This is a genomic window from Pseudomonas sp. JDS28PS106 (assembly GCF_036706555.1).
Taxonomy (GTDB): domain Bacteria; phylum Pseudomonadota; class Gammaproteobacteria; order Pseudomonadales; family Pseudomonadaceae; genus Aquipseudomonas.
Genome location: NZ_JBAJGT010000003.1, coordinates 283633 through 298220 on the forward strand (window position 1 = coordinate 283633; position 14588 = coordinate 298220).

Genomic DNA, 14588 nt, shown 5'->3' on the forward strand with positions numbered 1-14588 from the left:
TATTTTGTTCTGAGTTGAGAGTCATGTCGTCTCTGGATACTTCCGCTTCAGTCGCCAGCCCTGGCGAACGCTCGACAGGCGCGGGCCTGGCGATCGCCATTCTGGCGTTTGCCGGCTTCGTGATCGTAACCACCGAATTTCTGATCATTGGTCTCTTGCCGGCGATGGCCCGGGATCTGGGCATTTCAATTTCCACCGCCGGATTGCTGGTGACGCTGTTCGCGTTCACGGTCATGCTGTTCGGGCCGCCGCTGACGGCGATGCTCTCGCACCTGGATCGCAAGCGCACCTTCATTGCGATTCTGATGATCTTCGCCGCGTCCAATGCGCTGGCGGCGGTGTCGAGCAATATCTGGGTGTTGGCGCTGGCGCGCTTCATTCCCGCGCTGGCGCTGCCGGTGTTCTGGGGCACCGCCAGCGAGACCGCAAGTCTGCTGGCCGGTCCTGAACAGTCCGGTAAAGCCGTCGCCCAGGTCTATCTGGGCATTTCCGCTGCCATGCTGTTCGGGATTCCACTGGGAACGGTGTTCGCCGACGCAGTGGGCTGGCGCGGCGCGTTCTGGGCACTGACCGCTTTGTGCGCAACCATGGCGCTGCTGTTGGCGGTATTCATGCCGCACCTGAACCCCACCGCCAAGGTCGGGCTGGCGCAACAAGCGAGAATCCTCCGCGATCCGAACTTCCTGCTCAATCTGGCGCTGTCGATTCTGCTGTTCACAGCCATGTTCGGCGCCTACACGTACTTGGCTGACACGCTGGAGCGCGTCGCCGGCGTGGCTTCCGCTCAGGTGGGCTGGTGGCTGATGGGCTTCGGCGCGGTCGGACTGATCGGTAACGGTTTGGGCGGACGCTACGTGGACCGCAGCCCGCTCGGGTCGACCCTGGTCTTTGCGCTGTTGCTGGCGCTGGGCATGACCGCCAGCGTGCCGGCAGCGCGTTCGTTGCCGTTGCTCGCGGCGGTGCTCGCGGTCTGGGGCATCGCGCACACGGCTCTGTTCCCTATCTGCCAGATCCGAGTCATGAAAGCCGCGCCCCATGCGCAGGCGCTGGCCGGGACGTTGAACGTCTCAGCCGCAAACGCCGGCATTGGTCTGGGCTCGATTATCGGCGGAGTCACCATCGAGCATTGGGGGCTGGGCGCGGTGGGCTATGTGGCAGCTGGTGTTGCCGTCCTGTCCATCGTCCTGGCGTGGGTGATCATGGCTCAGGGACGCAAGCCGCAAGACTGATCGCAGCAGACTTCTGCGCGCTGGCGCACGCGAACGGGTAGCGGAGTGTGTTCCGCTGCCCGTTTTTGCATGGCGCTGGGGTAGAGACCACAGCGCCCGTACGGATTAATGGCAAAATGCTCTTCCCAATTGCATAGACGAAAGGTAAAACTCTTGCCTTTCGGTCAAGCTCTGGGATGTCTGACCGGTCGAAGGCTCTAGCCGGTACTCGCTATGAATCTATCACCCGGCAAAGGCCGGTCATTTGCCAAGCGGATTTATGCGCCGCGCACGGTCGGGGTGGGCCTGGGATTCTTCACCATCGCCGTATCCCTGCATCAGCTGGACGCTGCTGCCTGGATATGGCCGATTGTGGTCTTCAATGCCGTGTTCTGGCCGCATCTGGCGTATCAGTGGGCCAAGCGCTCCCGGCATCCCTACCGCGCGGAATGGCGCAATATTCTCATCGATTCGCTGCTGGGCGGTTTCTGGATGGGCGCCATTGGTTTCAGCGCCATGCCGAGCATGACGGTGATCGCCATGATGGCGATGCACAATATCGCGGCCGGCGGAGCGCGCCTGATGATCCAGGGCTTCATTGCGCAGGCACTGGGCTCGCTGCTGGCCTGGCTGGTCGTACGTCAGGCCATCGATTTCTACAGTTCTCCCTTGCAAATGTATGCCTGCCTGCCCGTGCTGGTGATCTACCCGATCTTCGTGGGCTGGATGAGCCATCAGGTCACCCTCAAGCTGTGGGAGCATCGCAATATCCTGAGCACGCTCAGTCGCACCGACAGCCTGACCGGGCTGACCAACCACGGCGCCTGGAAAGACCAACTCGCCATGTCCTTCATCATCAGCCAGAACTCGCTGCGTCCCAGCACCCTGGCGCTGATCGACGTCGATCACTTCAAGAGCATCAACGACACGCATGGCCACATGGTCGGAGACAATGTGCTGCGTGAAATCAGCAGGATTCTGACCGCGAATCTGCGCACCACGGACCTGGCGGGCCGCTACGGCGGCGATGAGTTCTGCGTGATCCTGCCGGATACCGGTCCCGTGCATGCCACGCAGATCCTCGAAAGACTGCGCACTGCGGTCGAGACGCTTCACGACCCGCGCAATCCGGCGCTCAAGCTCACGCTGAGCATCGGCGTGGCCACCCGCACACCCGACCTCACCGATGCCGACATGTGGTTGAACGAGGCGGACAAGGCGCTCTACGCCGCCAAGCATAACGGGCGCAACCGGGTGGTCGTCGCCCGCCAGCGCCACTCGGAGCTCGCTACGGTCTGAAACGACCCCGCCCGACCAGACTGTCCCAGAGGCCGGAAAGACTTCGCACGCCCAGCGCTTTCATCGCCGCGCCCATGCGCGCGAATCTGAGACTTTCCAGCGTCATGGGTTGACGGGATGCGCCCTCATTGCCGGAATCCGTCGCGCCAACGCCGGATGCTGGCTTGCCGTCGGCCGCAAAGACCGCGCCCAGCGTCTGCGCCCTGCCCCCGTCGACAGAAAAACGGTTGACGACCTTTTCCATGAAGTCCAGCTGCAATGACGATCCCCCGTTGCGCGTCCGTTCGCCCATGTGGCGAATGAAGCCAGGGTCCAGTCGCGTGCCTGCCAGAGCACCGCTGTCCAGAAGTCGCTTGATGGTAGCGTTCTCGGCCGAAGCCGCCCGGGCGACGGGTGCCTGTGCCGCCTCCGACGGCCGCTCGGACTTGCCGCGGCTGGCGCTCTGCGAATCGACCCGGTACTTCGCCAGCTCCCGACCCAGGGTGTCGACATGCTTGAGATCGGCGCCCTGCTCCGACGCCCAGACGTAGACATCGCTCAACAATTGCTGATCGGCAGCAGTCAGTGCGTGTCTGCCCGCCTGCGTCACGCCTGGTCGGGCGGGCCCGGACGACAGGACGTCGGACAATCGCTGCTTGAGCAACGCGCCACCGCTGATGCTGACCGGTTGCCGTTGCGCGTCGTCCGCCCCGGCCGCCGACGGCATCTTGGAGGCTGGCAGGCCGGCGGCGTTGCGTGCAGACAACTTGTCTATCAGTGCCTTGCGCGCGACGAATGACTGCACGGGTGCATCGCTGGGTACTCTCATGACGTATCTCCTTGTGTAGAGCCGGATGTACGCAGGCAGCCGAACTCGCGCAGATCCATGGCAAGCAGGGTTTTCATCACCCGGTGTCGGGCTACCAGCGGGATCGGTCCAGTGGCGCGCTCAGTGGGTAATCTCCCTCGCGCGACAGATGTGGGTCAGTACCCAGTCGGTGCTGTGCCGGGCGAGCAACTCTCTGACCGGGTACTCCAATACCAGCTTTCCGTAGGTGCGCTCTTCACTGTCCAGATAGCTTTTCTGGGCGGCGCGGTAATTGACCGGATAGATGCTGCGCTCTACCGGCAGCAATCCGTCGAAGTGTTCGAGCAGCCCGAGAAAAACGATCCGGCGCTCCACTGTGTCGCGGGTCGTTGCAATGAGGCGGGCAAAATACTCGCAATCGTTCTGGCGCAGGGCCGCGCTGGCCGCGTAACGTTCCACAAGGGTGTAAGGCGTCTGTTCGTCGAACACGACGCAGCAGAGGAACTCTCGTTGCAGACCGGCATAAGGGTTGTCAGTGGGTTCTCTGCGCCAATGCAGGCCAAGCGCGAATTGCAGGGCCTGTTCGGCCAGCGCGTGACGTTCGCAACTTTCATCGAGGCTGGCGAGATCGGCCAGCACCGGAGCCTGGCGCCCCTGCTCACCCAACTGCCGCGTCAACCGGGAAAAAAGTCCAACCGGCCCCATGAGACGCGATTGCAGGTCGCAGAGTTGCTCCACGGTCTGCATGGCCTGTCGCGCCGACAGTTGCCGAAATTGCTCCAGCGTTTCATCGGCATCTGGCGCCTGCCAGGAGATACCGTCGGATAGAACAGGCTTTCGACTTACGCAAGCGGTCATGTATTGCTCCCTGATTACACTTGTTGTTATAGGGTCGTTGCGTGCGCTCACGCTGGACATGTTCAAAGTGCTGCGCGGCCGAAAAGAATCGGTCAGCGACACGTACTGGTGTACATGCGCTGAAGTCCAGCGACAGCCCGGCTGGTTGAACTCGACAAATTCACAATACGCACGCAACAACCCGGACAGTTCATGAGCGAACTGCCGCACTTCCCTTTTTTAGATCTGATCCGACCCGACGAACAGCCATGAGGCCACGCCTGAATCCCTCTGTTTTCTTATTCTTGATTCAAGCGATCAGTCGCCGTCCTGCTCTTCAAGTTTATCGTGACGGGTCATGAACTATTATCGATGAATATTATCTCCACACAATCCGACAGATGTAGGGGATGGCACCCATGCGTGCGAAGTCGGCCGCGACACGCAGCGCGCCAGGAGCTCGAGGCGGGTCCTGGCTTCATTCTTGCGAAGCAGCGAAGACACATGATCCCGCACCGTGTAACCACTGATATCGAGCTGCAGCGCGATTTCCTTGTTCGTGCAGCCTTGCAGCAGCAGGTCCAGCACCTGCTGTTCCCTTGACGTCGCCCACATCGTATTTTCTCTAGTCATCACTCTTGCTCACCCTGAACATGTAGGAGGTGTCTGACACCACGTTTTCCTTAACTGTAGGAAAGCCTGCTTCGATAATATCGGCCCACGCCAGCTTCAGGTAACCGACACCCTGAAAACATCGACTGCCAAACCGAAAACTGTAGTTGTAAATTAGATATGAAGAAGTTTCCTACAACTTCTACAGAGCATTCCCAGTTAGATCGCTCAACTACCGACGTCCCGGCCGGACTTTATCGTTTCAACAATGGAAATGCAGATAACATGAGGCCCTGTGTTTAGACACGCGCAAGATAAACACGCACCCTGACAATTACAATCAGTTGTTACAAATGTCCTGCGACCGGGCAGCGGATATAGCGACACGACCGGCCGCCCTCCCCGAGCGGCCGTACAGGTATGACGTTACGCCTGCGGCTGGCGGAACATCTCTTCGGCGCGGACCCTGATCTGCTCGGGCGTCAGGTCCTCAACATGGGTAGCCATGAACCACAACTGGCCGAAGGGGTCCTTCAGGGTGCCGGTGCGATCGCCGTAGAACTGGTTGCTCACCGGATTGACCACCGTGGCACCGGCGTCCACGGCTTGTTGAAAACGGGCGTCGACGTCTTCGACGTACAAGTGCAAGCCGAAGGGCGGCAAGCTGTCGGGCTGCAAGGTGCCCAGGGGTCCTTGGGAACAGGGCTGGGAAAGCATCAGCCGGGTGTCGCCGATTCGCAGTTCGGCATGCGCGACCATGCCGCCGGGCCCATCGAGGCGCGACTCCTCGACGGCATCGAACGCTCGGCGATAGAAATCGATGGCCTGGGCGGCTTCGGCGATGCTCAGGTAAATGGTCAGGCTGTGGTAGCCCTCGGGTATGGCTTTGACCGTCATCATGGTTCTCCTGACAAACGAGCGCACCGGCTCATGGATCGAGGTTGAACAGCGCCTTGCCGCTTTCCATGTCGAACGGCGCCGAGAAATGTTCGTGAATCGCCTTCCAGCCCTCGGCGGTCAACAGATAGCCAGCGCTGCCGCGCATCCACGAGCCTTTCATTTCGCCATGCTCGTCTTCTGCGCCGCAGTGATTCAGCCAATGCGCGAACGCCACTTCGCCCGCTGCATGGATGACCAGTTCCTGCTGCTGGAAGAGCATCGGCCCTTCGCACATGCCCAGGCAGTATTCCCAGTGCGCGCGATAGGCGTCCTGTCCCTTGAACTGCAGTGCAACGATGGCATCGTAGGCCACGATGTCCGGGTGGTAATAAGCCATGATGGCCGGCAGATCCTTGTCGCGAACGGCAGCGGACCAGCGCTCCAGCGCCGAACGTATCTGCGCCTCGGCATCGGGATTGGCGGTGATGGCGTTTTCGGATCGGGTACTCATGGGTGACCTCCTGATTGAAAAGAGCAGCGTGCTACCCGCCCGCCGCATGAGGCGCGGCCTGCAGATCGAGCGTCCGAACCGGACGCACTTCAATGGAACCGACCCGCGCGACCGGGATCTGCGCCGCCACCTGCAAGGCCTCGTTCAGATCCCGGGCGCGAATCAGATAAAAGCCGGTCAGCTGCTCCTTGGTTTCGGCGAACGGCCCGTCGGTGATCGTCACCTTGCCGTTGCGAACCCGTACCGTCGTGGCGGTCTGGACCGACTCCAGCGGCTCTGAGGCGATCATTCGCCCACTAGCCTCGATGGCGCGGGCGCACTCGAAACACTCGTCGTCCCTGGGGCTGTCCAGGTTGGAATGCAGCGTCTGTTCGTCGCTGTAGATCAGGCACAGGTATTTCATGATCGGGCTCCTTGCGTGGTGCGGACCTCGCTATGAACTGGTCGACCCAGGGCGCTGGCAATCGACCGGCAAGCAGGGAATATCTAGCTGTGCGACAAACGGCGGTCGTCAATGCGAGCTGTCGAGTTCTGTCAGGCAGCGCTGCAGAAACCGCCGCTCGGTCACCTGCTCGGTCAGCTCGATGGCGCGGGTGTAGGCGGCACGCGCTTCGGCGACCCGTCCAGCACGTCGACACAGATCGGCTCTGGCGGTCCAGATCAGGTGATAGTCGTCGAGCGTGCCCCCGGCGAGCAGCGCGTCGATCAATTCGATGCCTGCGGCGGGACCGCGCTGCATGCCTACGGCGACGGCCCGATTGAGTGCGACCACGGCCGATCCGGTCAGTCCGAGCAGCAGATCGTACAGACCCACGATCCGCGTCCAGTCCGTATCGGTGGCGCTGGGCGCCTGGGCATGCACTGCGGCAATCGCGGCCTGGATGCTGTAGGCCGAGCCTTGTCCGGAATCCAGCGCCAACGCGAGTAGCTGCTGGCCTTCAGCGATCAGCCCGCTCTGCCACAAGCGTCGATCCTGAATGTCGAGCGGGATCGGTTCGCCGGCATTCGACAGCCGCGCCGGGCGGCGCGCTTCGGTCAACAGCATCAGCGCCAGCAGGCCCGCGACTTCCGGCTCGGGGAGCAGATCCAGCAACAGGCGGCCCAGGCGAATCGCCTCGGCGGACAGGTCCGGGCGCATCAGATGCTCACCCGAGGATGCGAAGTACCCCTCGTTGAATACCAGATAGATCACCCGCAACACGCTGTCGAGTCGTTCGGGCAATTCGGCAAGCGCGGGGACTTCATACGGAATATGCGCATCGCGGATCTTGCTCTTGGCGCGCACGATGCGTTGTGCCACCGACGAGGGTTTGATCAGATAGGCCCGCGCGATCTGCTCGGTCGTCAGGTCGCAGACTTCCCGAAGGGTCAGCGCGACACGGGCGTCCTCGGTCAGGGCCGGATGGCAGCAGGTGAAAATCAACCGCAAACGGTCATCGTCGACACTGTCCGGATCGGACAAGGCGGACTGCATTTGGTCGTCGAGTTGCTGGGCGATGTGGCGCAGCGACGCGTCGAACCGCGCCCGACGCCGCAGGCTGTCGATGGCCTTGAACCGGCCGGCAGAGATCAGCCATGCCCGAGGATTACCGGGCATGCCGGTTTGCGGCCATTGCTCGACCGCGGCGATAAACGCTTCCTGCAAGGCTTCTTCGGCCAGCTCGAAGCTGCCCAGCAAGCGGATTAGCGTGGCCAGCACCCGACGCGACTGCTGACGGAAAATGTCCTCGATCTCGACATGCATCGAGGACGCGGGAGGATGGCGTCCGGATGGATCAGTCATGTCTCGGCCTCACGGGAGATCGAGAAAGCTTAGCCGCTCGACGCTCCCGCGAGACTTCGAGCCGTCAACCGGCGCCGTTCAGGGCGGCGTCGTCTACCGCCAGGCCGCGCCGCAGACCAAAGACCACCGCGGTCATCAGGCCGACGGTACCCATCACGGCGCAGAAAATCACGCAGACCCAGGCACTGACCGGCATCAGCGCAACCAGCATCAACGGCGTGAAACTGGCCCAGCCCGCGTAGGCAATGTTGTAGGTGAAGGAAATGCCCGATACCCGGATATCGGCGGGAAACAGACCGACCATGACCGAGGGCACGACGCCGACGATGCCGCAGGCCAGCCCGGCGATGGCGTAAGCGACGCCCGGCGCCAGCCATTGCTCGACCAGACTGGCGTAGAGCACCGCGATACCCACCGGCAGCAGCAGGCTGTAGATCATCACTGCGCGCCAGGCACCCATGCGATCGACCAGCATGCCAGCCAGCACGCAGCCCAGGTTGAGAAACACGATGCCCACCGCGCTCAGGGCGAAGGTATGGCTGGCCGACATGCCGAAACGCTGCTGCATGACGGTCGGGGTCACCACCACCAGCACCACCACGGCCGAGGTCAATACGAAGGTCAGCAAGGCCGCCGGCAGCAGCGACCGACGGTGGTCGCGCAGCACCTGGCTCAACGGCAGGCCCTGCATGTCCTGGCGCTGGGCGTGCAGCGCCATGAACACCGGCGTTTCGCTCAACCAGCGGCGCAGCCATACGCCCACCACGCCGAACACGCCACCCAGCAGAAACGGAATGCGCCAGGCGTAGTCGAGGATTTCGGCGGGCGTGAAGACTCGCGCCAGCCAGGTGGCGGTCAGCGCACCGAGCAGGTAGCCGAAGGTCAGCCCGGCCTGCAGCACTCCCAGCGCGTAGCCGCGATGCCCGGCGGGCGCGTGTTCGGCGACGAACACCCAGGCGCTGGGCACTTCGCCGCCCACTGCGGCGCCTTGCATGATCCGCAGCGCCAGCAATACCAGCGGCGCCCAGTAGCCGATCTGCTCGTAGGTGGGCATCACCCCGATCAGCAGGCATGGCAGGGCCATCATCAGGATGCTGAGACTGAACACCCGTTTGCGGCCCAGCCGGTCGGCGAAGTGCGCCATCAGGATCCCGCCCAGAGGACGCGCCAGATAGCCGGTCACGAAGATCCCGAAGCTCTGCAACAGGCGCAGCCACTCGGGCATTTCCGGTGGAAAGAACAGCTGGCTGAGGGTCAGCGCGAAGAACACGAAAATGATGAAGTCATAGATTTCCAGCGCCCCGCCCAGAGCGGCGAGGCTCAGGGTCTTGTAGTCAGCCCTGGAAAAAGGCTGGGGGCGCGGTCGAACGATGGCCGTCATAAGGAACCCGGATGTTGGCTTGAACATGTGGCGTCTTGCCGCAGGCAGCGGACGCAGGGCGCGAAGGATAGCAAAGGTTAGGATCAGCCGCGCGGTTGGACAAACAGTGAGTAGGAGCCAGCTTGCTGGCGATAATGACGCTGCGCACTATCCTGATACACCGCATCGCCTGAGTTGCTGCCGCTTTGCGGCATCGCCAGCAAGCTGGCTCCTACACGAGGGAAATGGGTTAGAAATTGACCGTTGCCGAAAGCCTTGCGGTGCGTGGCGCGCCGGGGAACAGGTAGTCGTCGCCCAGGTATTCGCCGGCATCCCGCCAATAGCGCTTGTCAAACAGGTTGTCGACTGTCAGGCGCAGCACGGTGTCGTAATCACCGATCCGCGTGCTGTAGCGACCGCCGGCGTTGAACAGGGCGTAGTCGTTGACCTTCACCGAGCCCTCGCGATCGGCATACTTGCTGGAGCTGTACTGCACGCCGCCCAGCAAGGCCAGACCGGGGAACGGCAGGCTGTAATCCGCCTGAAGACTGCCCCGCAAGCGCGGAACGTTCAGCGCCTGGTGTCCTTCGTAGGCCGCAGTGCCGCTGCCTTCGACCCGCGAGCGGATCGCCGCCGCGCTGGCCGAGACTTGCAGCCGCTCGGTCACCCAGCCATTGAGGCCCAGCTCCAGGCCGGTGTTCTTTTGCTGGCCCTGCTGCACGTAGGTGAAGCTGCCATCGTCTTCGGGACGGGAATACTGGTACGCCTGACGCGCCTGGAACAGTGCGGCGGTGAAGCTCATGCGCCGCCAGTCGTACTTGAGACCCGCTTCGATTTGCCGCGAAACCGTCGGCGCCAGGATCTGGCTGGCGTTGTTGGCGAACCAGGCCGCTGTCCCGCCGGGCGCCAGGCCCTTGCTGTAGCTGGTGTAGAGCGACAGGTCTTCCACAGGCTTGTAGATCAGCGCGACTTGCGGCAGGAAAATCGAGCGTTGGGTGTGGCGCGCGTCGCTGCCGTCTTCGTTGTAGGCTTTTTCATCGAGGCGCACCTGACGTCCGCCGAGCACCGTCTGCCACTGGTCGTTGAACGTGATCCGGTCGGTGACGAACAGCCCGTATTGCCGGCTGTCCAGGCGCCGTTCGGTATGCGGCAAAGGCAGGTCCGACGGCGCCACCGCTTCCGGCGCTTCGTTGATGTTGCCCGAGCCGACGAACTCGTTGAAGGTGGCGCGGCTGTCTACCGTGCGACGCAGCGCGCTGGTGCCGAAGGTCAGTTCGTGTGCGAGCCATCCGGTCTGGAACGCGCCGCTCATGGCCGCTTCGACCTCGTCGTTGCGGCGCGTGTCGTCAGGGCTGCGGAAATCGTAGATATCGTAGCCCCCCTCGGGGCTGAAATGATTGGGCACTGCTTCGCTCGCGCAACTGGCGGATCCGTAGCAACCCCAGGCGAAGGCGCTGTAGTCATCGATTACCACCCGGCTGCGGGATGCGCTGAAGCTGCCCTTCCAGGCGTCATTGAAGCGATATTCGAACCGGCCGTTGAGGTTGAGCGAATCGATCCCGACCGGGTTCGACCATGCCTGACGGCCCAGCAGCTTGCGTGGCGACGCATCGTGGGGCAGCGTCGTGCCGCCCAGCAACTGATAGCCCGGCACCGAGCGCTGCTCTTTGGTCTGGTACTCGAGATCCAGTTGCAGCAGCGCCCGATCACTGATGTTCCAGTCGAAGGCCATGGACGCGAAATCGCGCTGTCCATCGGCGTGTTCGACATAGGAACGGATGTCCTCGTGGGCCAGGTTGACCCGCAGACCGAACTGCCGCTCGCCGCCGAACCAGCCGCCGACATCGGTCGCCAGGTAACGCTCGCCATGCTCGTTGGTGGAAACCGTCACCGAGCGCACGTCGGCCGCGCGTTTGGTCTGGTAGTTGATCACCCCGCCCGGCGCCGCTACACCGCTGCGCAGCCCGGACAGCCCCTTGAGCAGTTCGACCTGCTGCTTGTTTTCCAGCGCGACGTTCTGCTCGCCGGCTATCGTGCGACCGTTGATGCGATAGCTGTTGGCTGCATTGAGGGAAAAACCGCGCACGATAAAGTTTTCGTAGTAGCCCACAGGCGCATAGCCGTCGCCGACCGAGGCGTCATTGCGCAGCACTTCGCTGAGCAGCTTCGCCTGCCGGTCCTTGAGCAGCGCTTCGGTGAACACCGACACCGATGCCGGCGTGTCGATCAAGGCGGCCTCGTCGAAACCGGAGACCGCAGCCCGTACGGCCTGATAATCGATCGCCGGCGCCTGATCGCTTACGCCCGATACGTTCACCGCGCCCAGGGTCACAGGATCGGCGGCAAACGACGGTATGGCGACCGCCATGCCCAGAGGCAGCAGACGCGTAGCGGTTTTCAACGGCTTGTACATAGATCGGCTCCACGAAAGGCAGGCCCGGGCGCGAGCGGCACGGCAGCGGGGCATCCTTTTACGTTCACCGCAGCGTTTTGACAACTGTGGATCGGACGATGGAGGCAATCGGAAGGGGGTAAAGGCTTATCCAGAACATATCCCCGATTAAGCCTGAATTAAGTAACCGTGGTTAATCTGGCTTCAACAAAACGGTTGAACTCATCAACCCTGCAACTCTCCATATAGACTGAAACCGTCAGAAGGAAAATAACCATGAAACTTGCTTCTACTTTGTTCGCTGCCATTGCCCTGACAACTGCCGCTGGTGTCGCCCAGGCCGATATCGGTCCCGATGAAGTGATCCGTCTGCAAAAAGCCGGCACGGTCGGTGACTTCGAACAGTTCAACAAGCAGGCGCTGGCCAAGCATCCCGGTTTCCAGATCCATGACACCGAGCTGGAAAAAGAAGCTGGCCGTTATGTGTACCAGATCGAACTGAAGGACGCCAAGGGCGCCGAATGGGACTATGACGTGGACGCCAAGACCGGCGAAGTACTGCGCGACGCGGAAGATCGCTGAGTCTTGAAGCCACAACCCGCGCCGGATAATCGTCCGGCGCGGTCTGCGGGAAAGATCGAAAACCGATGCGGTTACTGATCCAGGCCAACTTTCAGAAGTTGGCCTTTTTCGCTGTCGGTCAGAAGGTACAAGTAACCATCCGGCCCTTGGCGCACATCGCGAATACGCTGTTTCATATCCGTCAGTAACCGTTCTTCATGAACGATCTTGTCGCCTTCGAACTGCAAGCGGATCAATTCTTCAGTCGCCAGTGCACCCATGAACAAGTTATGGTCCCAGGCCTTGAAACGTCCATCGTCATAAAACGTCATGCCGCTGATGCCTGGCGAAACTTCCCAGACATGAAATGGCGGCTTGGTGCCCTCGACGAACTTACCCTTGGCTTCGGGTATCGGCTGCCCTGAATAGTTGACGCCATGAGTCGCCAGCGGCCAGCCATAGTTCTGGCCGCGCTCGATAATGTTCACCTCGTCACCGCCCTTGGCGCCGTGCTCGTTGGTCCACAAGGTACCGGACCAGGGGTTGAGTGCCGCGCCCTGCTGGTTGCGATGGCCGTAGGACCAGATTTCCGGACGCACGTTGTTCTGCCCCACGAAAGGGTTGTCCTTGGGTACGTTCCCATCCGGGAAGATACGCACGATCTTGCCTTGCAGTTTGTCGAGGTCCTGCGCGGTCGGGCGGTTGTTGTTCTCGCCCAGCGCGATGAACAGATAACCATCGCGGTCGAAGACCATGCGCGAACCGAAGTGGTTGCCCACCGACAATTTGGGTTGCTGGCGGAAGATCACCGTGAAGTCTTCCAGACGCGTCATGTCGGCGGAAAGTCGGCCGCGCCCGGCCGCAGTGCCGGCGGTCTCGCCTTCGGCCGGCGTCTTGCCGCTGCCTTCCGAGTAGGTCAGGTAAACCATCCGGTCCTTGGCGAAATCGGGGGAAAGTACCACGTCCAGCAACCCGCCCTGCCCTTTGGCCCAGACCTGCGGGACGCCGGAGATCGGTGCCGACAGCTTGCCGTCCGGGGAAACACGACGCAGATCGCCCGAGCGCTCGGTCACCAGAATGCCCTGATTGTTCGGCAGAAAGGCCAGCGCCCAGGGGTGGTCGAGACCTTCGGCTACCGTATCGACGCTGACCGAGCCCAGCTCGGTCTTGAAGTGTTCGGTCGCCGCGCTTGCGTTGAACGACAAGCCCAGAGCGGTGGCACAGAGTGTCGCGATCAGGGTTTTTCTAAACATGAGCGATTCCTTATGCATGGAGAAGATAAGCCAGACAGGCCGGGCTTGAAGACATCAACGGGACTGCGAGTTGGTACGGGGGGCGCTTTCACTGGACGGACGCGGTGTTTCGCGGGCCGGATAGCCGTTGCGGATACCACCGTTTTCCAGCGTCGGAGCGCGCAATATCGGCGGCGTGACGGGGCTTCGTCCCGGCGGCGTTACCGGTTGGGTGCCTTGTCGGCTGTTGGGATTGGCCCGGTGCAGCGGACTGTTGTAGGGGTCGTTGTTCGCGCCGCTGCCCGGCCTGGTATTCGGCAGATTCTGCGCCTGGACCGCTGTCATGGCGCAGAGCGCGATTGCGGCACCCAGCGCGATATTTCGTACGGATCTGTTCATCACATACCTGCCTGGAGAACGGAATAGACTCACGCCTTTGATGGCGAGCGCGTCCTCAGGTTCGGTCGTGGGGCAAGGATGAGCAAGTTGCGTAGGGCGGGAACTTGTAACAAGGATGGTCCGGAGGTGTTGCCGGTGGCCGCTTTGCGGCCTGTCGCGAGCAAGCTCCCTCCCACATCAATTGCGTCCGGGGCCAATGCCATCGCCAGCAAGCTGGCTCCTACACCACGCCCCGTAGGAGCCAGCTTGCTGGCGATGCAGGCGACGCGGACCTCAGGTTGTTACTCGCCGATATCTTCGTTCCACAACTCGGGCTTGCTGGCGATGAAGTCACGCATCATGTGTTCACAGGTGGCGTCGGCCAGTACGTCAACCTGCACGCCACGCGAGCGCAGCAATTCTTCTTCGCCCATGAACGTCTGGTTTTCGCCGACGATGACCTGACGGATGCCATAGAGCAGAATCGCGCCGCTGCACATGGCGCACGGCGAAAGCGTGGTGTAGAGCACGGCGTCGCGGTACACGCTGGCTGGTTGACGACCGGCGTTTTCCAGGGCGTCCATCTCGCCATGCTTGATCGCGCTGCCTTCCTGGACGCGACGGTTGTGGCCGCGGCCAATGATCCGGCCGTCATGGACGATGACCGAACCAATCGGAATCCCGCCTTCCGCGAGTCCCTGTTGCGCTTCGTCGATTGCCGCCTGCATGAATGGGTCCATGGTGTTTCC

15 protein-coding genes are annotated in these 14588 nt (G+C 62.0%); 3 read left to right on the forward strand and 12 right to left on the reverse strand.

The features are described 5' to 3' along the window. Positions 1-23: 23 nt before the first annotated feature. Together TRP66_RS06610 and TRP66_RS06615 are read left to right on the forward strand one after the other, a co-directional pair. The gene (locus tag TRP66_RS06610) at positions 24-1229 is read left to right on the forward strand and encodes an MFS transporter (protein WP_333400565.1); all 1206 of its coding nucleotides are present in this window, start codon (positions 24-26) and stop codon (positions 1227-1229) included. A 213-nt stretch (positions 1230-1442) separates the two neighbouring features. Further along, on the forward strand, positions 1443-2507 hold the full coding sequence (locus TRP66_RS06615) for a diguanylate cyclase (RefSeq protein WP_333400566.1): 1065 nt from the start codon (positions 1443-1445) through the stop codon (positions 2505-2507). Here the strand turns inward: TRP66_RS06615 and TRP66_RS06620 are convergent. The 9 genes from TRP66_RS06620 to TRP66_RS06660 form a co-directional block, all read right to left on the reverse strand. Further along, on the reverse strand, positions 2497-3315 hold the full coding sequence (locus TRP66_RS06620; RefSeq protein ID WP_333400567.1) for a hypothetical protein: 819 nt from the start codon (positions 3313-3315) through the stop codon (positions 2497-2499). The two genes, TRP66_RS06615 and TRP66_RS06620, sit on opposite strands and share 11 nt — an antisense overlap. A gap of 120 nt (positions 3316-3435) precedes the next feature. Then, complete coding sequence (locus TRP66_RS06625; RefSeq protein WP_333400568.1) at positions 3436-4152, reverse strand: hypothetical protein; 717 nt, start codon at positions 4150-4152, stop codon at positions 3436-3438. Between the two features lie 345 nt (positions 4153-4497). Continuing rightward, positions 4498-4746, reverse strand: a complete 249-nt coding sequence (locus tag TRP66_RS06630) for a helix-turn-helix transcriptional regulator (RefSeq protein ID WP_333400818.1) — start codon at positions 4744-4746, stop codon at positions 4498-4500. A gap of 423 nt (positions 4747-5169) precedes the next feature. Next, complete coding sequence (locus TRP66_RS06635; RefSeq protein WP_333400819.1) at positions 5170-5640, reverse strand: VOC family protein; 471 nt, start codon at positions 5638-5640, stop codon at positions 5170-5172. A 31-nt stretch (positions 5641-5671) separates the two neighbouring features. Next, positions 5672-6133, reverse strand: a complete 462-nt coding sequence (locus tag TRP66_RS06640; protein ID WP_333400569.1) for a YybH family protein — start codon at positions 6131-6133, stop codon at positions 5672-5674. A gap of 31 nt (positions 6134-6164) precedes the next feature. Next, the gene (locus TRP66_RS06645) at positions 6165-6536 is read right to left on the reverse strand and encodes a YciI family protein (protein WP_333400570.1); all 372 of its coding nucleotides are present in this window, start codon (positions 6534-6536) and stop codon (positions 6165-6167) included. Between the two features lie 108 nt (positions 6537-6644). After that, positions 6645-7877: an RNA polymerase sigma factor gene (locus TRP66_RS06650; protein WP_333400820.1), complete on the reverse strand. Its 1233-nt coding sequence runs from the start codon at positions 7875-7877 to the stop codon at positions 6645-6647. A 103-nt stretch (positions 7878-7980) separates the two neighbouring features. Further along, positions 7981-9297 carry an MFS transporter gene (locus tag TRP66_RS06655; protein WP_333400821.1) on the reverse strand — a complete coding sequence of 439 codons (1317 nt, stop codon included), beginning with the start codon at positions 9295-9297 and terminating at the stop codon, positions 7981-7983. Between the two features lie 229 nt (positions 9298-9526). Continuing rightward, the gene (locus TRP66_RS06660) at positions 9527-11644 is read right to left on the reverse strand and encodes a TonB-dependent siderophore receptor (protein ID WP_333400822.1); all 2118 of its coding nucleotides are present in this window, start codon (positions 11642-11644) and stop codon (positions 9527-9529) included. A gap of 300 nt (positions 11645-11944) precedes the next feature. Here TRP66_RS06660 and TRP66_RS06665 point away from each other — a divergent pair, with 300 nt between their 5' ends. Continuing rightward, complete coding sequence (locus TRP66_RS06665) at positions 11945-12250, forward strand: PepSY domain-containing protein (RefSeq protein ID WP_333400571.1); 306 nt, start codon at positions 11945-11947, stop codon at positions 12248-12250. A gap of 71 nt (positions 12251-12321) precedes the next feature. Here the strand turns inward: TRP66_RS06665 and TRP66_RS06670 are convergent, their stop codons facing one another. From TRP66_RS06670 to TRP66_RS06680, 3 genes are all read right to left on the reverse strand, one after another. Then, complete coding sequence (locus tag TRP66_RS06670) at positions 12322-13482, reverse strand: PQQ-dependent sugar dehydrogenase (RefSeq protein ID WP_333400572.1); 1161 nt, start codon at positions 13480-13482, stop codon at positions 12322-12324. 54 nt (positions 13483-13536) lie between these two features. Beyond that, positions 13537-13860, reverse strand: a complete 324-nt coding sequence (locus TRP66_RS06675; protein ID WP_333400573.1) for a hypothetical protein — start codon at positions 13858-13860, stop codon at positions 13537-13539. Positions 13861-14141: 281 nt separating this feature from the next. Beyond that, positions 14142-14579 carry a nucleoside deaminase gene (locus TRP66_RS06680; protein WP_333400574.1) on the reverse strand — a complete coding sequence of 146 codons (438 nt, stop codon included), beginning with the start codon at positions 14577-14579 and terminating at the stop codon, positions 14142-14144. Positions 14580-14588: the final 9 nt, after the last annotated feature.